We start from the raw sequence: 22,832 nt of genomic DNA on the forward strand, positions 1-22,832 counted from the left end.
AGTTTGATATGTTATGTATAAATCCCTGGAGACCCATAAATGTTAAGTCAACTATTGCAAAAAAAACATACTAAAAATTTCCATATATACGATTTAAATAGAAGTGGATTTGTAGAACTAGCTGATTTAGAACATTCTGCCAGCAATCTTGCTAAACTGCGTAATTGGGAACCAGACTCATCAGAATTTATCGAATTAAAAGCTAAATATTCAGCAATTTGGACGAATTTTTGGCAGCCTGCTGATATTAATGGTGATGGTCAAGTTAGCTTAGAAGAATATCTGAAGGTGGCAGATAATTCGATTAGTAATTTCTCTAATTCAGCCGCACTTCAGGATGCTCACAAGAACAAAGCTAATGTGATATTCGACATTTTGGATGCCAGTAATGATGGTAAAATCAGCCTGATAGAATATCAAGAATTTTGTGTAGCTGTTGGTCTAACTGAAAAAGATGCTGAAACAGCTTTTGCCCATTTAGATAGCAACGCTGATGGACATATTTCACGCGATGAATATCTCCAAGCTTCCAAAGAGTTTCATCTCAGTGATGATTTGAATGCTGCTGGGAATTGGCTTTACGGTTCTTATGAATAGACCTCTCTAAAACCTCCCCAACAGCAAAGACAGAAATAAGCTTAAACACCCTCTCAGAAATTTTGACATCTAGCTGTCAGAAGAGCATTATAAAATAACTTAATGCTCTCCTGATTATGGCAATTTAGGAATGTCCATTGTATGTTCCCACAGCCAGAAGCTGGCGGAATCGATCATAACATCTCTTTGCACTCGCCTTGAATCGCTGAAGAAAGCCGAACCAAGTTTCTGATCTAGGATGTGGGCTGCCAGTAATCTAAGTGCTTTTGGTTCGTCGTCAAAAATCGACTCAGCATAGACTATCCGATCTTCTCGTTCCGCTGCTTCGCCCTGAAATTCGTTGAACACATGCTCGAAATATTGAGTGACAACCTCACCGTGTCGTGCTTGATGATCGCTACAAATCACCACATATGGAGATTGCCATTTATCCTTAGATAGGAATGTTTTTATCTTCTCATTTATTAGTTCTAGTTCTGCTACTGCTGCCGAATTCACCCCTCCTATAATTTTGGGACTCACTAGGCGGACATAGTTGTTTAGCCGCTCACTATTTATGTGTTCTTCTTATTTGAACATTTGCGGGATATTGCTGTTTACGCTGTTTAATTGGATAAAGTCGAGCTTAGTTCTTGGGATATGGCTTGCAAAAGCAGTTTTCGATTGGTTGTTAGAAACAAGTGTTTGCCTGGTATCATATGCAGTTTGAATGTGTTCTTGGTATGCTGATGCCAACCTGAGATATCGTCCTGACTAACCAAAGAATCTTGTTCACCACCCCAAGCGGAAATTGGACAGTCCAATGGCTCTTTATTTGAGTAGATATAACTCTGCACAAGTTGATAGTCTAATTTGCAAATAGACATAAAATGCTCCATGAACTGTTGATCTTCCTGAACAAAGCGAGGTATTTCTACCGATTTCAGGATTCGTTCTTCAGAAAAAGACATATCCTTGGGCCAGTGAGCAGCAACAGCTTGAGGAGCGAAAAGTCCACCAACTAGCAAGTGGATTGGGCTACAACTATACTGTTGGCGAAGTAGATGGGCAACTTCAAAACCAATCAAATTTCCCATGCTGTGACCGTAGAAAGCAAATGGTTTGTCGAGATGGGGAATAAGAACCTGTGTCAATGTTTGCACAAGTGGCGCAAACTGAGTGAAGGGCTGTTCGCTAAGGCGATTTTCCCGCCCTGGTAGCTGAATCGGGCAAACTTCAATATCTGGTGGTAGGTAGTCTGACCATTCGCTAAATACGGAAGCTGCTCCTCCTAAGTAATGGAAGCAAAACAGACGCAAACGAGCATCTGGCTTTGACTTACGGTAAGCTATCCAGTCAGTTGCAGGCTGTTTAACTGCAACTGAGTGTTTAATTGATTCTGATGAACCTTTTGGTGTTAATTGCTGGGCTAGCTCTTCTGCCAGTTCAATGATGTTGGGATTTTGAAGCAGCTTCCTGGGCGGCAACACAACACTCAAGCTGCTCTCCAACAAATTTCTTAGCTCTATGAGGGTCAAAGAGTCCAGACCCAACTCATTTAACGATGATCCGATCGCGATTTGTTGACATGAACTCAACCCTAAAACTTTGGCAACTTGCTCTTGAACATGAGCAATTAAAAGTTCCAGGCGTTTTTCTGGACTTGTCTGTTGTACTTGACGCAAAAATTCAAGTTGTTTAACTCGCAGTTGCTTGCTTTTCTCTAGCTGCTGCACCTCTTGGCGAGCTAAATCCGAGAATAAAGCTGGGTAAGCATGATTTGGGAATTGCTGGAGAAATTTCGCCCAATCATACGAAAACACGCCAACTTGTACAGCATTTTGTTCCAGCAACTCTCCCAACGCCTGCAATCCTAGTTCGGGGGGAATCATGCCCGCTCCGCGAGCCGCTCTGCGAATTTGGTCACGACTCGCCAAGTTGGCTGCCATTCCTGCATCTGCCCAAGAACCCCAATTGATGCTTAATCCAGGCAGTCCCAACCCCCGACGATAATGGATTAGGGCATCCATGAACGCATTGGCTGCGGCATAGTTTCCTTGACCTTGTGTGCCCAGCAATGCAGAGACTGAGGAAAAACAGACGAAGAAGTCTAGGGGCAAGTTCTGAGTCAAGGTATGCAGATTCCATGCTCCTTCCACCTTGGGAGACATTACCTGAGTAAAACGCTCCCAGTTTTGCTGCAACAACACCCCGTCATCCAGAACTCCGGCAGCATGAACTATCCCGCGCAGCGGTATCCCGCTTGCTTGAATTTCCGCCAGTATCCGAGCTACATCTGAAGGATTAGCAACATCGCCCTTGACAACATTAACTTGAGTTCCAGCTTGTTCTAGTTGAGCGATCGCTTCTTGTGCGATCGCACTTACCCCACCACGACTCATTAAAACTAAGTACCGCGCTCCTCGATCTACCATCCACTGAGCCACTTTCAGTCCCAGCGCACCCAAACCACCAGTAATCAAATAGCTGCTATTTGCTTGAAGAGAAAACTGCTTTGAATCAGCACTCTTCTCGATAGCAGAAGTACGTCGCACTAACCTAGCAACGTGACGGACTCCTTGACAATAAGCAATCTGGTTTTCCGAATCCGGGAACCACAGTTCTTCTAACAGGAGTTGGATGTCGCTTTCCTGTGCTAATGGCGGTAAGTCAAGACACGTGCAGTGCAGTTCTGGATGCTCCATAGCGATTACGCGACCTAATCCCCAAACTGGAGCTTGCTGTAATTGCAGGGAACCTAGCACTGGTTCTACAGCCTGAGCTCCTTGAGTTACTAGCCACAAATGGGGAAGAGCAGACCACCCAGCTTGGATTATCGCTTGCACGAGAGGTAACACGCTGCCACAACCCAAAACTTGAGCATTTTGTAAAGCTGCCAGGGAGTCTACCTGTGTCTCTTCCAGACTCCACAGGTGAACGACCCCACGATAAGGAGGTTGACTGTCGCCGACGATATCCTCTAGCAAGCGCTGGAAGTCGTTTGGATTGGAAGGATTGAGGCGATAATGCTCTCTCGAAACCTGCTCGTAAGCGAGTCCGACAGAGACCAGGACACAGGACGCGCCCCGTTCTGCCAGCCGTTCGGCGAGCTTCAGCCCAATCCCGGCTGCGTCGGCAAAAATCAGCCAACTGCCCGGTACCTCCGTCGGTAGCGGCTCTGAAGGGCGATCGCTCGGCTGGGGTTGCCAAGCAAACTCGTACAACCAGTCCTCTAAATTCTTGTTTTGGAGACTGCGTAACAATACAGCACGACTTGCTTTGCGACACTCGTATCCAATTACTTCTGCGATTATCAGTCCGTTCTCATCGAACAGAGTGACATCTGCAACCAAGCTTTGAGGATTCGCTCTGTCTTTTTCCCGCTTTTGAGCATGACACCAAAGCTGACTAAAATTACTGGGACGTTTGTAGAACTTAAAGCCCGCTATTTGAAAAGGAACATAAATAGCATCAGTACTGGTTTTTTCCTCAAACCAGCATACAGCTGACGATTGAAAACAAGAATCAATCAAACCTGGATGAAGCTGATAAGCACTTAAAGCGTCCTCTGGTAAATCAGGAATGTGCATTTTTACTACAGCTTCTCCCCCTTTGCGCCAGATCGTCTCCATCCATTGAAACGAAGCTTCAATGTTGAATCCAATCCTCGCAAAAGCTGCGTAAAATTCTTGTCCAGACATCTCTCGATCGCATCGCTCTTTAATTTCTTGCCAACTCGGTGCTGTAATTGACATTTCTTCAGCGACCCGAACTTTTCCAGTTGCGTGTAACATCCAGGAATTAGTATCATTATCGTTTTGTTCTTCCCCTGCTTTGAGGCTCACTACCTGGAAAGAAGTTTCTTCAGCTTGAGGCGTTAGAACCAATTGCACGAGCCGATGACTTTGCTCTAATAGGATCAGAGGTTGTGGTATATACAACTCCTGTATTTCGCCGGATTGGGTGCCAAAAGCTTCCTTAACTGCCGATAAAACCATTGAAATATGGGAGGCCGCAGCAACGACTACTGTTCCATATATCTTGTGGTCATTTAGATATGAAAGTGAGTCCAGGCTAAATTGAGATTCAAAGCGAATTTCTTGAGAAAATGGTAATCGCAGCCGTTGACCGAGCAGAGGATGATATCGGTTGGGCAAGGAAGATGGGGAAGGCGCGATCGCATTATTTGCAGTCGGTTCAATCCAATAACGCTGTCGCTGCCAGGGATAAGTTGGCAATACTACCTTGCGGCGGTAATAATCCTTGTCAAAACCCGACCAATCTACCTTTACGCCGCGCACATATAATTCGCCCAAACTGTGGAGTATTTGCTCCCAGTCCTGCTGTCCTTGACGTAAACTAGGAAGCCAAACTCCCCCGACTTCTGGTATGCACTGGCGACCCATTCCCAACAAGATTGGCTTCGGTCCTATTTCCACAAACACTTCAAAACCTTGTTGATGAAGTGTTTCCATACTCGCTGCAAATTTTACGGGTTGCTGGATGTGACGGCACCAATATTCGGGGGTTGCTATTTCCGAGGTGGCAAATTCTCCCGTGACATTAGAGATTAACTTGATTTGGGGTTCTGAGTACGCGATCGTTTTGGCGACTTGTGCAAATTCCGCTAGCATTGGTTCCATTAAAGGGGAATGGAACGCATGGGAAACTTCTAAGGCTTTGGTCTTCACCCCTTGAGCTTCTAAGGTGGCACAGACCTTTTCTATGGCTTGGCTTCTACCGGAGATGACAATGCTCTCTTGACCGTTGACAGCAGCGATCGCAACTTCATCTGTGTAGAGTTGAATTGCCGCTTGCACCTGCGCTTTGGAAGCCAACAGTGATACCATCTTGCCATCAGGCGGTAGAGCCTGCATTAAGCATCCGCGAGCCGCAATTAGCTTCAGACCATCTTCGAGACTGAATACCCCTGCACTGACAGCAGCTACATATTCGCCAACACTATGACCCATAACGACATCAGGCTCTATCCCCCAGGACTTCCACAATTGGAAGAGAGCATATTCCAAGGCAAATAAAGCGGGTTGGGTATATGCTGTTTCGTTGATGGGTGAAGTTTCTCCAGGTTCTGGATATAAGACCTCAAGCAGGGGTTTCTCCAGGTAAGAACGCAGAATTTCATTACAGCGATCAAGACTGTTGCGGAAGGTAGGCTGAGTCTCGTATAGTTGTCGTCCCATGTTGAGATACTGGGAACCCTGACCCGTGAATAAAAACGCTATTTTTGCAGACTTCTGATTACTTACTTGTTTGCTTGCCAGTCCAACTGTTTCTTCCCCAACCGCAAAAGCACCAAGTTGCTCTTGCAAATGTGCGATCGATTCAGACACTACTGATAAGCGGTAGTTAAAATGGGTGCGCCCGGTATTAGCAGTAAAGCAAACATTTGTTAGGGCTATCATCGGATTTTTACCTAAAAACTCTTGATAGCGTTGTGCTAATTCTTGCAGCGCCTTTTGGGTCTTTGCCGATAGAGTTAGAAGATGTAACGGACGCTGGAAAGAAGAGTTAATTTCGTCAGTAGCCTTTTGCTCGTCATTTTCCGCAGGTGCTTCTTCCAGAATTACATGGGCATTAGTGCCACCAACGCCAAAGGAGCTAACTCCAGCACGTCGGGGAGTCCCGTTAGTTTTCCATTCCGACAGCTTAGTATTAACATAAAAAGGACTATTAGCAAAGTCAATATTCGGTGATGATTGTTCAAAATGCAAGCTGGGCGGAATTAATTTATGTTTAAGCGCTAGGACAGTCTTAATCAGCCCTGCTACACCAGATGCCCAAACTAGATGTCCAACATTTGTTTTGACTGAACCAATTGCACAAAAACCCTTTTTCTGGGTACTGGTACGAAAAGCTTTTGTTAAACCTGTAATTTCAATTGGGTCACCAATCGGTGTTCCAGTGCCGTGAGTTTCTATATAATTAATGGTTTCGGGGTCAATCTCAGCTAAGTTTTGAGCTTCAGAAATCACTGCTGCTTGACCATCAACAGAAGGAGCTGTGTAGCCAACTTTCTTGGAACCGTCGTTATTGATAGCTGTTCCTTTGATAACTGCATGTATGCAGTCACCCGAGGCGATCGCGTCTGTGAGCCGTTTCAAGACCACAACTCCTACACCATCGCCATATATAGTTCCCTGGGCTTTGGCATCAAAAGCGCGACAATGCCCATCGGGAGAAAAAATCATTCCTTGTTGATAGAGATAACCTGCTTTTTGAGGAAACCGGATTGTAACCCCACCAGCTAGAACCATGTCGCATTCGCCTTGCAATAAGCTTTGGCAAGCCAAGTGAACAGCTACTAAAGAAGTCGAACAGGCGGTTTGAACATTGACAGAAGGTCCACGGAGATTCAGTTTGTAAGAAACCCGCGTTGGCAAAGAATCTTTATCGTTTCCAATCCTCATTTGGAAACTGCTCAATGATTGGAAACTCTCAAATGAGTCTTTTAGGTCAGGATTTGAATAGAGGTTGTTGAGCATATAGGTGCTCATGCACGAACCGGCATAAACACCAATCAAACCCTCGTAAGTTTCTAGATCGTAGCCAGCGCTTTCAATAGCTTCCCAAGCACATTCTAGGAAAATCCGGTGTTGCGGATCTGTTATGGCAGCTTCCTGGTCATTGAAGCCAAAGAAGCGAGCATCAAACAGATCGACATCTGACAAAAAGGGGTTAGCTTTAACGTAATTTGATTGGCTCAACAACGCCGGGTTTATTCCTTCATCTAGAAGTTCCTCATCAGAGAATTGGGAAATAGATTCCACTCCATTTTTTAGATTATGCCAAAATTCATCGAGATTGTTCGCCCCTGGAAAGCGACCTGCCATCCCAACAATGGCGATCGCTGACTGATCGACTAAATCAAGTGAATTCAATTCCTTCATCTGCTCGTCCTTAAATTAAATTTATTTCTTAACAACCTTTGGGTTATGCAATGGAGCATACTTCTATGGCTGACGACACGCTGAGTCCCAAGACCGCAGTGGCGTGACACGCTGCGCGAAAGCTATTAGGACTGAATTCACCTATCCCAGTTTTGATTTTTGTCTTCGTTCTCGCTGTTGCTCTAGAGCAGCTTTCCTTGAGCGACCCATTTGTAATCTTTCATGATTTTTGGAGGAATTTAATTGGGGATTTTGCTTGTGGGTTAAGTAGTCAGCTAACAAGTGTATTGTTGGGTATTGATACAGTTCAACAATTGATAGTAGTTGTTGCCCTAATATATTTGAAAATTCTAATATGCTTGACAATTTACTGTGAACCTGAGCCATAAGTAAAGAATGTCCACCCAGTTCAAAGAAATTGTCGTGAATGCCAACATCTTCTAAGAGAAGTACCTGTTGCCAAACAGTAGCAATGATTTCCTCTATCTCGGTTTGAGGGTTGACATAAGCTGCTTCTAGTTCTGGATGTATAACTTCGCGACTTCGTAGAGCAAGCCGATCTATTTTGCCATTCGGGGTTAGAGGTAAAGAATCAACCAGCACAAAGGCAGACGGCACCATATAAACTGGTAACTTCCGCTCGAGATAGGCGCGCAGTTCTGTTTGGGTAATCTTGGATAAAGATGAATTGGGAACTACATAGGCTACAAGGTGGTTTTCCTTTAGTTCATTATCTGCTGCTATGATCACAGCTTCTTTTACGCTGGGATGTTGTCTCAGTGCAGACTCAATTTCTCCTAGTTCAACCCGCATCCCCCTAATCTTGACTTGAAAATCAGTGCGACCTAATAACTCTATAGCACCATCCGACCAGTAGCGCGCTAAGTCGCCAGTTTTGAATAATCGCCCAAGAGGATCGCTATTGAAAGGATTTGAGATAAATTTTTCGGCATTCAACTCTAAACTGTTGAGATAGCCAAGAGCTAAACAAGCACCACCCATATAAAGCTCACCGACTTCTCCTGGTCTAACAAGCTCAAGATTTTCGTCGAGGATATAAGCTTGGTTATGGGGATAAGGATAGCCTACAGGTATATAAATATATCCTCGTTCTGGGTCAAAGTCGTTTGGAACCGAATAAGCACAGTTACCAATGGTTTCTGCCTGACCATAAATGTTGAAAATGTCTAAGCTCTCTTTAAACAGGTCTCGTAGCTGCTTGTAAATTTGAACTGGCGGTAAGTCACCAGAAAGTAAAATCATTCGTAATTTAGATTTGGTGAGTGCCTCTGTGTGTCTTTTGTCCAGAGTTTCTAATGCCTGAAGTCCATAGCGCCAAACTGAGTGTACGCTGTCAACAATAGTTACTCCTTGTTTCTGGATCAGCTCGAACAAACTGATGGGGTTTTTGGTTTGTTCGTTATTGGCAATAATACTGGTGGCTCCTCGATACAGAGGTACCATTAATTGCCTGACTGAGGAAGAAAACGAGAAAGATGCCACATGGAGATAGACATCTTCAGGCTGAATTTGCATCACTTGGCTGACTGCTGGAATATAATACGAGATGTTGGCATGAGTCACTTGTACTCCTTTTGGCTTGCCAGTGGAGCCAGAAGTGTACATGATGTAAGCCAAGTTTTCTATTGTTACCTTAGTGTTAGGTGTTTCCTCACTCTCTTGGGCAATAGTGTCACAATCTGCGTCCAGACAAACGACTTGAATTTCCTCTTGAATAAAATTCTCAACCAGATGCTTTTGAGTCAACAGCAATGGCGCTTTAGTTTCTTTAAGAATAAAGTCCAGGCGCTCTTTTGGATAAGCTGGGTCTAGAGGAACATAGGCACCACCTGCTTTGAGAATACCTAGAATTCCTATAACCATGTCTAGGGAGCGTTCCGCGCAAATTCCCACTCGCACTTCTGGCTTTACGCCTCGCTTTTTGAGATAGTTAGCTAGCTGGTTAGCCTTGACGTTGAGTTCGGGGTAAGTCAAGTACTGCTGCTCACATATCACCGCCATTGCATTACTGTTCTGCTCCACCTGTGCTTCAAATAACTGATGGATACACTTATTCTGTGAATAAAATAATTCTGAGTTATGTGCAGTTTGGCTCAGGACTTTATCAGAAAAATTACTCATTGCCGCTAATATTCTCTTATTGTTCCGAATAGAAAATCAAGTACTTTCATGCAGTCGTTATTTTACCTATTTCTCCGATATACTATTTTTGAGTTAAAAACAAGCCTCAAACCCATTAATTTCCCTCTGGGTAATAATGAAGTAGGATTAATGGCGGCTTACCACAGCCCTTGACAATTCTAAAAAGACTTGAAATTAATAAACTTGAATACTATAAAAATGCAAATTCTATAAACAATTTCACTATCTATTATTCAGTTGTTTAGCTCAACGAGAAATAGATAAAGTTGGTATGTTTGTGTAAACTTATATTACCGTGAGACGCGATTGCACAATTAGCTGCTTTTTGTCAATATACTAAATTGGTAAATTAATCTGAGTTCGGGATAATAAATCCTCAAAACCCTTGATTTCTCATTGTTTGGTCTAAAGCTCTGTTTTAATCTATTCTCGATAAGCCATATTGTTGAGATTAGTCTCATTTGTAACCCTTATTGACAAAATAATTCCAATTTAATCGCTTCTTTTATCACTTATAGTTTTGCTCAATCCTTACATAATAAGCTTTTTAGCTTCTGGCTTAAGCCGAAGTTCGAGCAGAACCCAATATTGCCGCGTTGGTTTATGCTGCTATCGCTCCACATGCGGTTGGTTTAGAGTATAAAATTCGTGTGGGTCCGGCTAGTGGCAGAGCAAACGTGCAACAGAAGTTGCACCGTAAAGGTAGAAAAGTTGAAGAGCAAGTGATCGAGCTAATTCTGCACAAAGCTCGTAGTGAAAATCGAATTCTTGCTGATGAGGAACTGTACGCTCTTTTGACCAGTTCAAAGTAATATTAAGCGGTTGGCATTTTTATTTGGTGTGTCTTTCAGTTATGAATTCAAACATTTTAGCCGTCATCGAGAAAATCTGTGTTTTAGGAGGTGAACAGTATGGAGAGCGAGGATGGCGCAATCCGATTCGTCAAGATACTGAACTTATTCTTTCAGCACTTGTGACAGCAGCACAACCTAAGATTATTCTGGAATTAGGTACTGGTTATGGTCTTTCTACCTGCTACTTAGCACTGGGAGATAGCGAGGCAATAATTCACACAATTGAGTTTGATAGTGCTGTAGCAGAGCAAGCGGCGAAACACTTCCAACAGGCAGGAATATCTGCTCGGATTCAACAATGGGTTTGTGATTCTTCTGAAGCGATCGCACTTATTCCACAGGAGATTCCCATCCCTGATTTGGTGTTTGTGGATCATGCTAAGGCACATTACAAAGAAGATGTTAGCGCGATTATTTCTCGCTCTTACGGCAAAGAAATTCTTCTAATTGCAGATAATGTAGAAGATCGCAAGCAGGAACTTGCAGAGTTTCTGGAGTGGATGCCATCAGTTGCCCTCAATTTGACAATCATTTCTACCAAATGCGGTCTACTGGTTGCACGTTTGAAAGCAGGAAAGTAAGAGAAGAACACTTCCGCCTGTTGTTCGCTATCTCGCAGGGTTTCGTCAGAAATTTTTAAGAGTAGAGTCTGCATACATAACTCTCATCTAGAAGCTGATGATATAGCGATCACTGCAACCATGGGGGTAAGCAATCGGATGATGGTAAAGTCATTGTAAAAGTAGAATCAAGCCCCATAAAGCGTGAAGCTCAAGCCTAAAATCACCATTGCTGACCACTTTGCACAAATGTCAGACCCACGAATAAACTGCACGAAGCGACACAAGTTAATTGATATCTTGACTATTGCGATTTGTGCAGTAATCTGTGGAGCAGATAGCGGGGTGGCGATTGAACTGTATGGTTGTACGAAATACGAGTGGTTAACCCAGATTTTTGCCAAGCTTACTTCTTTAGGACGTATTCATCCCGTTTCTACAGGCATTGAACCCTCGTAAATTGGCTAAGGTATTGTTGATATATGCGATTTTTAACTCCTAGTATTCCTTCGTGTCTAACGACTAAGCCACTACGTAACAATTCAATTTGTTCTCGACTATCATCACTTTTTATTGCAATTTCTTGCAAAACTTTTTGATAAATGCGTAGTATCCTACCAGCCCGCTGACCGTTACGTTCAAGGCGATCGTGTATAGTTCTCAGGTGTTCCGGTTCATCCTGGAATTCCCAATTAATTACTTTGCCACGTTTTGAGTTTTGACCCCCTCACACAGATATCTGTCTTCTTCCTTGACGTCAGCATTAGTTCGTAGATAATCCCGCACCCAGTCGCAACCAAAAGCCAGTGGATCTGTATTGAGAATTCGCTGCACATCCCACAAAATCGCCGTTTGGTCATGGCTGGCGGAAGCAAGGAAATTGCCGTCGCGACTGAAGGAAACTCCCATCACCACACTTGTATGACCCGTGAGCGTCTTCAGCAAGAGGCCGTTTTTGTTCCAGAGTTTCACCGTGTTATCCAGACTTGCCGTAGCGATGATCTCACCATCCGGACTAAAGACAACTCTCATCACTGCCTCTGTATGACCTTTAAGAGTCAGATGTGCTTTGTGAGGAACCGAGGTGTCAATAAGAGTCGATAAGGGATCTATTTTCCAGAATTTGACAGTGCCATCTGTACTGGCTGAGGCTACAGTCTTACCATCGGGACTGAAATTGACCCCCATAGTTACAACTTGATGGGCATCAATCGCCTGCAATAAAGTGCCATCAAGCTTCCAGATTGCGAGAGTACCGCGACTACCGATGGCGGCTATAGCTTGTCCATCAGGGCTAAAGGCTACATCCCACAACGCGCTGCCATCTAGCTTCAGAGTTCTTAGCAGAGCGCCGTCTGGCTGCCAGAGTTTCACCGTGCCGTCTGGGCTGGCGGAGGCAATAATTTTACCGTCAGGACTCCATTTAATTCCGTAAACTATCCCTTTGTGGGCATCGATTTCTCCCAGGAATTGACCATCCTTGTGCCATAGTTTAACTGTTTTGTCCCCCCCCACGGCAATGAGTTTACCGTCAGGACTCAATGCCATATCCCAAAGCCCTCCTGTGCCCTCCTTAAGCGTCTTGAGCAACGTGCCATCGACGTGCCAAAGTTTCACCGTGCCGTCTGTACTTGCAGTGGCGACCATTTTAGAGTCAGGAGCGAAAGCAGCAGCATAAACAGCAGCGTCGTGACCTTGTAGCGGCAACCGAAAAATGTTTTTCGGCTGCCAAAGTTTGACAGCATTTCCTACACCCAGCGAAGCAATGAACGTGCTGTCAGGACTATAATTAATATTCCATACGGCACTGCGATGCCCTCCAACCGTTCTGAGTTCTTTGCCGTCTTTGCTCCAAAATTTAATGGTTCGATCATTGCCTGCTGTGACGATAATCTCACCGTCAGGACTGAAATCTATACCTTCAACGCCACCTGTGTGACCCTTAAGGGTTTGTAGGGGAGGTACTTGCGTTGGCGGGTTCCCCGACATAAGCAAAGTGCCGTGCTGTAACTCTTCGTTTGGCGGAGTATGGGAGCGCCAAAGTTTAACAGTCTTATCCATGCTGACAGAGGCAAATATCTCGCCGTCAGGACTAAACTTGACTTCCCAAATGGCAGCGCTATGACCTTGAAACGTTTGCAGGAACTTGACTGCGCCCCAAAATGCGCCGTCTTTTTTCCACAATCGAATCGTACCCTCCCCACTGCCGCTAACGAGCAGTTCTCCGTCGGGGCTAAAACTTAGGCTCCTCACCGTATCGGTACGATCAAGAATGGTTAATAAAATGCCGTTTTTGTCCCAGAGTTTAACGGTGTTATTCTCACCGGATGCGGCTAAAATCTCCCCATCTGGGCTGAAGGCCACACCGTTAAACTCGCTACTATGACCTAAGAGGCTGTGTAGGAGTTTGGGGTTGTGCCAAGACGTTCCCGCTTGCTGCCAAACTTGAACTGTGCCCTCTCCCGTAGCGCAAACGAGAAGTTTACTGTCGGGGCTAAAAGCCATTCTCCAGATTAGACCGTTGTGGAGAAGAGTCGCAATTAGGGTGCCATCTCGCTGCCAGAGTTTGACTTCGTTCTCTGTACTTGCGGAGGCAATTGTTTGAGCGTCGGGACTGATTGCTAATCTAAACACTGTGGACTGATGTCCTGACAAGCGATTGAATTCTGAAGCACCATAAACTGCCTGTTCTAGTAATAATTGCACCCGATTTTCTAGTTCTGGATCGATTCCACCGAGTTGTTGCAGTTTGCGCTTAGCAATGATTGCGGCAACGAGGGCGTCTAATTTTTGCTCTGTGCTAAATAAGGCTTCCGAAGAAGTGGCGATCGCCTTAATCTCACTGAGTCTAGATTGTTGTAAGGCTGCCATATTCGCATTGAGCAAGAACTGTTGAATTCTCAACGCTTTTTGTTCTTGCACAAGTCTGGCTTCTACTTCTTTAACACGTTCTGCCTCTAAGTGCAATTCCACTTCTTTTCGATCAACTTCTTGAGAGGCATTAAAAAATAAATAATCTAAATCACTCAAACTTTTCCCCTGCGCCCAAAGTTGGGCATCTTTGAGCGCTTGTCCGCGCAACAATCGCGATTCATCTTTTTGTCCTGAACCTACCCAAGCCTCAAAGGTCTGCGAGTAAGGCCGCAACGCCGCTAATCTTTTTTCAACCCATTGCAAATTAAAGACTTGTTGATAGATACGATTTTTTATCTTTAATATTCCTAAGTGTCTAACGACTAAGCCACTGAGTAACAATTCAATCTGTTCTTGACTATCATCACTTTTTATTTCAATTCTTTGCAAAACTTTTTGATAAGTGCCTAGTATTCTACCAGCCCGCTGACCGTTACGTTCAAGGCGATCGCGTATAGTTCTCAGGTGTTCCGGTTCATCCTGGGATTCCCAACGCTCAATAATCCGGTTTTTAACTAAGTTCTCAATCCAGAACGCTTCCGTACCTGGTAGAATATTTATACCACCGTCCCCGATTGTCTCTTGACTCAATTGCACAACTAAATGACACAACTTCTGAGTCAAAAATGGTTGTCCCGCAGTCCAGCCTAAAATCGCTTTGACAACCGATGCAGGCTGTGATACTGTCTTTTCCAACCCTTGTATTAAGGGAGTCACTTCTTCCCACTCAAATCCTTGTAGTGCGATCGCTTGCCCAATATTAAACGGTGTCTTCGTTCTGTCGCGAATCAGATCCGAGGGAGTTGCTACCCCAAAAATCGCAAAGGTAATGCGTTGATATTCTGGGTTAATTGCCCGTTGGTTATAGCAGAAGCGAATGAAGGCAAAAAAGTCATCAATCGAAAAGTTCAGCCCCAGCAGAGAGTCAATTTCATCGACAAAGATAAACAACTGTTGTTGGGGAAACTGCACCAGCAGCAATTCCTCAATAAACCACCGCAAACGTTGTAGTAAACTAAGATCGTTGCGTTCCTGCCACCAAGTTTTCAGGTTCAAGGTTTCCAGTAGCCCCAACTGTCGCCATAAGTCGCCGACGAATCCCTTGTACCATTGCATTGGAGTAATTTGTTCACTCCCCACCACACTCAAATCCACGGCAGCGCTCTTAAAGCCCTCTTGATCCAGGCGATGCTTGATTCGTACCAGCAGTGAGGATTTACCCATTTGTCGAGAGTTGAGAACATAGCAAAACTCGCCTCCCTTCAGGACTTCATACAGTTGTGAGTCGGCTTGTCGCTGTACGTAACTAGGTGCATCAATGTTTAAACTTCCACCGAGTTGATAGCTATATTGGGGCATAAAAATTAATTGGCTCTCCCAGAGTGTTTATAATAAAATACTAAGAAAAAATCAAATATATCTCAATACAATTAGCAGTGATTGATGGCAATAACCCAAGCTGGGAAGGAAATACAGAAGTAATTGAGAAGACAAAAGACAATAAATATTAAAAATAAAGTTTCTTCAGTACTTATTATGCTAGATCATTAACAATAGATATCAGATGATGTCAAAAACAAGTATAAATAATCTGCTAAAGCATTATAGGGATTGACTTATAAAGAGGATTTATTGTTAACTGTAAATATAATTCAGACTATTTTTATATAAATTTACAGTCATGACTAGCACAAAAGATATTAAGATTCTAACAGAACTTCTTGATTTAGGAGATATAAAAATTATATCGCATCGCCTTCACTATGGAATTGGAATTATTTTACAAACCGAATCAAAAAAAATATGATGAAATAGTAGCTTACTTTGATAATAGGACAATAAGTAGTGCTGTTGAAGGCATCAATAACAAACTCAAGCTAATTAAGCGTTCAGCTTATGGGTTCAGAAACTTTAATAAGTTTAGAGTAAAATGCTTATTAAATTGGCACTTTGATTGTTAGTTTAGCATAACAAGTACTGAAGAACCTTTAATGTAGAGATTAATAAAAAGTAAATACCAACATATATAAAAAGGACTATTATCAAGGCATCAAAATTTCTTCTTTCTGACTTGATGAAAAGTCGATTGGGTGTTGTTTCTAAAATTTTCAACATTTTGACTTATAATTTCTTCTTCAATCGTGTTCTGAATCAATAATTCGTGGGAAAAAATAACCATTACCTCTTGCTGTGATAATAAATTCTGGATCGTTGGGGTCGGATTCTACCTTTGTCCGCAACCGTGAGATATGCACATCTACCACGCGGGTATCTGTATTCATCTCTGGTACAAAGCCCCACAATTGCTGTAATATTTCAACCCTTGAAAAAATCTTTCCCGAATGATTAACTAACAACTCTAATAAGCTAAACTCCACACCTGTCAACCGAATGCGTTGCTCATTTTTATGGACTTGCCGCTTACTTGTATCGATTTTCAGGTTGCCTGCATGAATTATAAGAGAGTTAGGAATAGCATTGATGTTGGTTTTGTGTGAGCGCCGTTTTAGTACGCAGGCAATTCGAGCTTCTAGTTCCTTGGGTGAGAAAGGTTTCGTCATGTAGTCATCAGCACCCAGTTTCAGCCCAGTGATTCGGTCTGCTACATCTGCCAATGCTGTTAGCATAATAATTGGTACGTCTGATTGTTTCCGTAATTCTTGACAGACACCGTAGCCATCCAGCTTTGGCATCATTACATCTAAAACTATTAAATCAGGGGTCAACAAGCGAAAAGCTGACAAAGCTTCTTCACCATCACTAGCTGTAACTACGCTGTAGCCAATCATTTCTAGACGCGTCTGTAAAATCCGACGGATGCTGGCTTCGTCATCAACTATTAGGATTGTGCCTTTATCACCTGATAAGTTTCTCAATGCTGTTCCTTTCCAGCGAGAACTCTCAACCATCCATTATCTGCTTATTAGGAGTCAAAAACGCAAAACAATCTTGACCTACAGTCATGATTAAGAAGCGATGCCTGCGGCGAGCTACGCCTACGCTTAATACTTGCATCTGTACAACAGATTATGCTGGGGCATCTACCCGAAAACAGATTTGTACACAATTAATAAATTCTTCAGCAAGAGACTCGTATTTCCCATCGATTTGGTGTACCTTGTTAATTCTGTGCAAATTATTTATACCTAACTTCTCCCAAATTTACTCATCCAAATTTTAAGCCAATGCCTTCAAGGGAACAGCCAATGAAAACTTCTAATGATACAGATATTAAGAAAATCATCAAAAAATCCGACAAGCTTACCCTGAGACAGATGAAGCTAATCGAGGAGGCTGAAGACCAACAACTTCTAGCTAATACTGTCAATTCTCCAGCCCCTGTGGTTGAGGTTGAGGAGAAACCAGTAGCGATTTCAGAGCCTAGAGTTCCTGACTATATTCCATTGCTTGACAATCCTCCAGTACAATCGGTGGGCAATTCCGGCTGGCAAGTGTCTGATGTCTGGCGGGATATCCGCGTTGATGATTTTTGTAGTTGATGGTAGCGAAAAGCAAGCGCCCAGCCTACCAGATTGCTGACAAAATCAAGTTCAAGTTTCATGTTCACTCTGATTAAGATATAGGTATTTGACCTCAAGGGTGTCGATACTCATGGTGCAAGACCAGATTTTGCTGAATGATTGGCATGTAATAGCCCGCTCGCAAGACCTCCAACCTGGAACAGTTCTGCACAAACGTTTATTAGGCTCAGATTTAGTACTCTGGCATAATGGCGACAAAGTTCTAGCTTGGCAAGACCTTTGCCCTCATCGTGGCGCTCGTCTTTCTTTGGGATATGTCAATAAACAGACCCTTGTCTGTTCGTACCACGGTTTAGCCTTTAACAGCGAAGGCCAATGTATACTAGCTCCAGCTAATCCAGACCAATCGCCTCCCGCACGAGCTTGTGTTAAAACTTACCAACTTCTTGAGCGTTACGATTTGCTCTGGGTTTGTTTAGGAACACCAAAACAAGATATAGCTCCATTTTCTGAGTGGGACGATCCGGTTTATCGCAAAATTTTCTGTGGCCCCTACCACTATCACTCTAGCCCCCTGCGGACGCTGGAAAATTTTATCGATCCGGCACACTTCCCAATTATGCATTCGGGATTATTCGCCCACGCTAGTCGTCCTGAGTTGACGCATTATGAATTAGAGTCTCTTGGAGATCAGATTAGTTTCAAATGTGGTTTGTGGGAACTAGATTTTAGTTCGGCTAATCCCAAAGAAGCGCCAATGATTTTCAACACTTACCATTACCGTATCTTCCGTCCGCTAGTGGCATACTTTAAACTTGGGCCTGGAGAGCATCGTCTAAATGTCTTCTATACAATTACGCCAGTCGATGAAGATGAGTGCGTGGCCCAATATTGGTTAATGGTAAACAGCGCCCGTGAAATTCCAGTTGAAGTCTATCTAAATATTCAAAATCTTGTTGCTAGTCAAGATATTGCCATTGTCAATTCCCAGCAACCCCGACGCTTACCTTTAAATTTGCAAGCAGAAGTACATTTACCGAGCGATCGCTATTCTATTGCATACCGTCAGTGGCTCAAACAACAGGGTATTACTTTCGGCACCATTTAGAACTTTTTTATGCTTTGCCCCCCTGACGAATGGCACGCTTGAAAAGCTGAAACCTCCTTGCTGGCAGGGTGTGGGAGGTGTGGAAGGACGGGGAAGAACGGGGAAGAAGTCTTACCCCCCACACTCCCCACACTCAAAATCTTGTTATTGTAAGGATATAAAAAAGTTCAACAATTCTAGTCTCTCAAAGCATTGATTTTTCGTGGTTGGGTGCAAGTTCACGTAAAAATAAGTTGAACAATTTGGGGATGGAAAAGAGATGACTTTACCACTTTTTCAACACAGAGACACCAAACTCAAATAAAAAAGTTCAACAATTAGGAGAGTGATTCTACCCGAATGTGGGCGCAATGGGCTACGCCCCGCCAGAGGCGATCGCTCTAGTAATAACGTAGCGATCGCACGGCGGTAAGACTTGCGAGTTATTCATGGACGGATGCCTGGAGCGGGGTAAAGCACCCAACAGAAATTGTAGAACTTTTTTATTTATTGTTGAACTTTTTTATTCCTCTACACTATGCATTTAAAGTATTATTTTATACTTAAAGCACTGAGGCATCAAGAGAAGTGGTATTAATCGTAGATTATATCGGATAAAAGATAAGGGTATCTTATTTTGTGTTGTAGTCTTGTATTACTATGTAATCTAAAGCATAATATGAGCAAACTACTCATTTAATGGTTTCAAGCATGGCAAAACCAACCATTCAAATACCAGATGAACTAGTCAAGCATTTAAAACCAAAGCAAAACTGCTTACCCCAATTGCTTTGGTTATTCATTGGATAGTTCGTATGGCTCGTGATTTATTCCACAATATTGTGAGGTCTGCACTGGAAAAAGATGGTTGGTTAGTTACAGATGACCCACTAAATATTCGGTGTGGTGGAGTTGATGTTCAGATTGATTTAGGTGCAGAACTCCTAGTTGCTGCCGAAAAAGCTGGAGAAAAAATAGCAGTTGAAATTAAAAATTTTGTCAGTGCATCGAAAATTTCAGAATTTCATACAGCATTAGGACAGTTTATTAATTATCGGACTGCATTACGTGCAGAAGACCCTTCGAGAAATTTATATTTAGCTATCCCATTGGTAACTTATAATGATTTCTTTAACTTGCCTTTTATTCAAACTGTAGTCAACGAAAACAAACTAAAATTGATTATTTATAACGTTGAAACTGAGGAAATAGAACAATGGATAAGTTAAATGAATACCGCACAAAAGTTAGGCAATTATTAACTAAATATATCGATTATAAGCCTAGTTATGGAGATGTAGAGGTCGAACAGATTTTTGACGCAGAGTATGACCATTATCAAATTATTAGCATTGGATGGAACAATCAAAAACGGATCTATGGTCCAATAATGCACCTAGATATCAAAAATAATAAAATTTGGATTCAACAAAATACAACGGAAGTAGATATTGCTTTAGAATTGATGGAAATGGGTGTACCTAAACAAGATATTGTCATTGGTTTTCATACTCCTAAAATGCGTCAATTATCGGGATTCGCTGTGGAATAAACATGATACAAAACGCAGAATCTTTGCCACCATTGCGATTGAGCATGTATTAGTTACTAGAGAGCTATGAGGTAGTAAAAGGAATACTTTCTTTTGTATAAAATCGGGTAAATTTTTGTTGTGATAGCCACAAATTGTTAATCATGCTTTATTACAAATTAGTAGGACATACACCTGTTGCTGTTAATTCATTGTCAGAGTGGCAAGATTATTTACACTCAATACAAGATTCAGGACAACATCTAGTTGCCGAAACTATAGTTGGGGAGGCCAAAGTATCAACTAGTTTTTCGGGATTCGATCTTACTTTTGGAGATCCCCCGTTGCTCTTTGAAACGATGGTTTTAGGCGGGCCTCATCACGGGAGAATGCAGCGTTATTCTACATGGGAGCAAGCACGCTTCGGTCACGATCATACCGTCATAGAAGTCATGACTACCTCACCACCAGATGAGTAATCTCAACTCAAAATAGAGTTGTTTTTAATACTTAAAACCTAATAATTTACACAGAACTGGATGAACTACAGCGCAGATTCTTTACCTGAGATCAAACTCATTCCCCTTGATCGTGAAGCTCTACATTTCACACAGCCAGGAGAAACTAGAAGACCACCAACCGATATCCGGTGGGTAAAGGTGCTAGAGTTTTTACGCAGCAATAACCTAGCACTAAACAGCCGCAAACTCTACGAACGCGAACTCAAAAGGTTTTTGGCTTGGAGTGAACTACATTATCATGAACTGCGTCCACGTCATCTTGCGCTATATAAAGAATATCTCCGTGATGAAATACAGACTGATGCAGGTAAACCGCTTTCAAAAAGCAGCATCAATGCAGGAATTGCGGCTCTCAAAAGCTTTTTCAAATGGATGTGTTACACGTATCCTGAAATTATTTCTACTAATCCGACACTGGGGATAAAACTGGAAAAAGTGCCACTGCCACCAGCCCAAAGTTTGACCCCTGAAGAAATGGAGCGGGTTTGGTCAGCGTTGGAATTATTGGGAGAAACAAGGCAACGGGATACAGCACTCGTTCACATTCTCAGTCATGGACTCCGGGCTGGGGAAGTTGTACAGCTAAATGTTGGCTCATTTGATGGCAAGCTCCTGTTTTTACCGGACACCAAAACCAATGAACCACGCTTAGTGCCACTGCGAAAAGAAAGCCGAGAAGTCGTGGCAGATTATTTACAATTACGCTCACACCAAGGAGAGGTGTTAAACAGCCTTAGCCCATTAATGATTTCACACCATGCTTCATACAAAGGTGAACGCTTGAGTTATCACGGCATTTACTTTGCTGTAGAAAAAATTGGTGAAATAGCTCACATTGAGGATTTACATCCTCACTCCTTTCGCCACACCTATGCCACTGACTTATTGCTATTGGGAGTTGACCCCAGCCATGCCCGTAAGCTAACGGGACATCAAAGCGAGAAAGCGTTTCGGCGCTATACCCTTCGCAGTGAGCAAGAAGCTGCGATCGCTGCTTACTATCGTGCGATTGGCGAAGAACCGGAGTAAGGTATGCCGAAACCGTTAGACCCCAAGTGTCAGCTATGTTCTAAACTACCAACAACTCAAGCCAAACTATTGCATGGGTCACAAGGGGACGGGTGTTGGAATCCAAAAGTCTGCCATAATCGCCGCTCATTCTATCGTCACCGGAATGAAAGTCATTCAGCAGAAATTGATGCGATCGCAGTCGAACCCCCAGCAATATATTTTGCAGTGCTGTATTTGTATAAAGAACCGGGGGATAAACCATTACACGCCTTGGGCGCAGAACTGTGGCTGGGACAACAGCCTATTTGTCGCTTAGAACCAATTCACTGTTTTGGGCTAACGGCTGGCAAGATCCGCGCCTATACAGATCAGGTGTTGCAGGCGTTTGCGAAACAATATGGTGTTTCGCTCTATCAATATAAAGATATGTTTGAAATTACCTCAAGCTACTGCCCAGTGCGCCCTTGCCCCTTGCATCCACAATGTTAGAGATGACCATATACCGCCAATTAACCATCTGGGATGTATTAGATGAGTTGTCTGAATCTCCACCGACTTCTTCCCTTGATGCTATGTGGGATTGTTTGGATGCCGAGCTAGAAAAATTACCCTTGGAGGCACAGTTATTAACCGCAGCACTTGCCTTCAGTCAAATTGCAGATATTCTTAAGTCTCGTGCCGAAGTGCTGTTGCAAGATACCCGTGATCGCAATAGTCTTTTGGGGCCTGTTGTTAGCACCGATCTTTTTGCTGGTCTGGTGCGGACAACAATGCACCTAGATTTAGATGATTTGATTGAACCGCAAACACCACAAACCTTTAAACCACATGGCCCACACCAATTTTCATCTCCTACTGAATCGGGTGATTCTGTAGCAGCACCTGTTGAAAAAGCGAATGTTTTGGCAATGCTCGATGAGGTGACAACTTTAGAAGATGTTCGCAATTTGGCATCAGATGAGAATGTGGAAAAATGGCAGCGTGCGATCTGTCACTGTAAGCATAAGATGAGCAACTTGCTCGCTTTATGCTTACAAAAAGGAAAGGGAACCACTGTCCAGTAGCTCTGGTCTGGGTTCAACTAACTAAACTCGGTATAATCGAGAAAATTTCCAAACCCTCAACGGGAGCTATGCGGTTTCGTCAGATCCAGTAAAAAACAAGCGATCACTAAATCATTTTCCCAGTAGTATAAATTTATTTATACTTTTTAAGCAGTATTAACA

The 22,832-nt window shown here is 43.1% G+C and carries 16 protein-coding genes and 1 pseudogene; 12 read left to right on the forward strand and 5 right to left on the reverse strand.

Translation table 11 applies throughout. The features are described from left to right. Positions 1 to 39 precede the first annotated feature (39 nt). On the forward strand, positions 40 to 597 hold the full coding sequence (locus H6G86_RS25575; protein WP_190936662.1) for an EF-hand domain-containing protein: 558 nt from the start codon (positions 40 to 42) through the stop codon (positions 595 to 597). 114 nt (positions 598 to 711) lie between these two features. On the opposite strand, the gene H6G86_RS25580 is transcribed toward H6G86_RS25575, so the two are convergent. The 3 genes from H6G86_RS25580 to H6G86_RS25590 all read right to left on the reverse strand — a co-directional run bounded on the left by H6G86_RS25580 (position 712) and on the right by H6G86_RS25590 (position 9,626). After that, positions 712 to 1,095 carry a hypothetical protein gene (locus H6G86_RS25580; protein ID WP_199338424.1) on the reverse strand — a complete coding sequence of 128 codons (384 nt, stop codon included), beginning with the start codon at positions 1,093 to 1,095 and terminating at the stop codon, positions 712 to 714. 107 nt (positions 1,096 to 1,202) lie between these two features. Continuing rightward, the gene (locus tag H6G86_RS25585; RefSeq protein WP_190936663.1) at positions 1,203 to 7,484 is read right to left on the reverse strand and encodes a type I polyketide synthase; all 6,282 of its coding nucleotides are present in this window, start codon (positions 7,482 to 7,484) and stop codon (positions 1,203 to 1,205) included. Between the two features lie 141 nt (positions 7,485 to 7,625). Further along, positions 7,626 to 9,626, reverse strand: a complete 2,001-nt coding sequence (locus H6G86_RS25590; RefSeq protein WP_190936664.1) for a non-ribosomal peptide synthetase — start codon at positions 9,624 to 9,626, stop codon at positions 7,626 to 7,628. 874 nt (positions 9,627 to 10,500) lie between these two features. Between H6G86_RS25590 and H6G86_RS25595 the strand changes: the two genes are divergently transcribed. Both H6G86_RS25595 and H6G86_RS25600 read left to right on the forward strand, forming a co-directional pair. Beyond that, positions 10,501 to 11,082: an O-methyltransferase gene (locus tag H6G86_RS25595; protein WP_190936665.1), complete on the forward strand. Its 582-nt coding sequence runs from the start codon at positions 10,501 to 10,503 to the stop codon at positions 11,080 to 11,082. Between the two features lie 183 nt (positions 11,083 to 11,265). After that, positions 11,266 to 11,520 (forward strand): transposase family protein, encoded by a 255-nt coding sequence (locus tag H6G86_RS25600; RefSeq protein ID WP_524538516.1) that lies wholly within the window; start codon positions 11,266 to 11,268, stop codon positions 11,518 to 11,520. 237 nt (positions 11,521 to 11,757) lie between these two features. On the opposite strand, the gene H6G86_RS25605 is transcribed toward H6G86_RS25600, so the two are convergent. Further along, positions 11,758 to 15,333 carry an AAA-like domain-containing protein gene (locus H6G86_RS25605; protein ID WP_190936666.1) on the reverse strand — a complete coding sequence of 1,192 codons (3,576 nt, stop codon included), beginning with the start codon at positions 15,331 to 15,333 and terminating at the stop codon, positions 11,758 to 11,760. Positions 15,334 to 15,776: 443 nt separating this feature from the next. Between H6G86_RS25605 and H6G86_RS25610 the strand changes: the two are divergent. Then, positions 15,777 to 15,935, forward strand: a pseudogene (locus H6G86_RS25610) (transposase); the annotation flags it as partial. Between the two features lie 174 nt (positions 15,936 to 16,109). Here H6G86_RS25610 and rpaB read toward each other — a convergent pair. Then, positions 16,110 to 16,883: a response regulator transcription factor RpaB gene (rpaB, locus tag H6G86_RS25615; protein WP_190936667.1), complete on the reverse strand. Its 774-nt coding sequence runs from the start codon at positions 16,881 to 16,883 to the stop codon at positions 16,110 to 16,112. A 297-nt stretch (positions 16,884 to 17,180) separates the two neighbouring features. On the opposite strand from rpaB, the gene H6G86_RS25620 reads away from it, so the two are divergent. The 8 genes from H6G86_RS25620 to H6G86_RS25655 all read left to right on the forward strand — a co-directional run bounded on the left by H6G86_RS25620 (position 17,181) and on the right by H6G86_RS25655 (position 22,670). Then, positions 17,181 to 17,474, forward strand: a complete 294-nt coding sequence (locus H6G86_RS25620) for a hypothetical protein (RefSeq protein WP_190936668.1) — start codon at positions 17,181 to 17,183, stop codon at positions 17,472 to 17,474. A 112-nt stretch (positions 17,475 to 17,586) separates the two neighbouring features. Next, a complete protein-coding gene (locus tag H6G86_RS38895; RefSeq protein WP_190936669.1) occupies positions 17,587 to 18,564 on the forward strand; it encodes an aromatic ring-hydroxylating dioxygenase subunit alpha in 978 nt (325 codons plus the stop codon). Between the two features lie 794 nt (positions 18,565 to 19,358). After that, entirely contained in the window at positions 19,359 to 19,772 is a 414-nt protein-coding gene (locus H6G86_RS25630; RefSeq protein WP_190936670.1) for a XisH family protein, read from the forward strand. Beyond that, positions 19,760 to 20,095 carry a XisI protein gene (locus H6G86_RS25635; RefSeq protein WP_190936671.1) on the forward strand — a complete coding sequence of 112 codons (336 nt, stop codon included), beginning with the start codon at positions 19,760 to 19,762 and terminating at the stop codon, positions 20,093 to 20,095. Before H6G86_RS25630 ends, H6G86_RS25635 begins: the two co-directional genes overlap by 13 nt. A 143-nt stretch (positions 20,096 to 20,238) precedes the next feature. Then, the gene (locus H6G86_RS25640) at positions 20,239 to 20,553 is read left to right on the forward strand and encodes a hypothetical protein (protein WP_242064965.1); all 315 of its coding nucleotides are present in this window, start codon (positions 20,239 to 20,241) and stop codon (positions 20,551 to 20,553) included. 60 nt (positions 20,554 to 20,613) lie between these two features. Then, the gene (locus H6G86_RS25645) at positions 20,614 to 21,624 is read left to right on the forward strand and encodes a tyrosine-type recombinase/integrase (protein WP_190936673.1); all 1,011 of its coding nucleotides are present in this window, start codon (positions 20,614 to 20,616) and stop codon (positions 21,622 to 21,624) included. Positions 21,625 to 21,627: 3 nt separating this feature from the next. Further along, a complete protein-coding gene (locus H6G86_RS25650) occupies positions 21,628 to 22,095 on the forward strand; it encodes a hypothetical protein (protein ID WP_190936674.1) in 468 nt (155 codons plus the stop codon). Between the two features lie 2 nt (positions 22,096 to 22,097). Further along, a complete protein-coding gene (locus H6G86_RS25655; RefSeq protein ID WP_190936675.1) occupies positions 22,098 to 22,670 on the forward strand; it encodes a hypothetical protein in 573 nt (190 codons plus the stop codon). The last annotated feature ends 162 nt before the right edge of the window (positions 22,671 to 22,832 follow it).

It is taken from the genome of Nostoc sp. FACHB-133, from assembly GCF_014698055.1.
Classification (GTDB): Bacteria; Cyanobacteriota; Cyanobacteriia; order Cyanobacteriales; family Nostocaceae; genus Nostoc.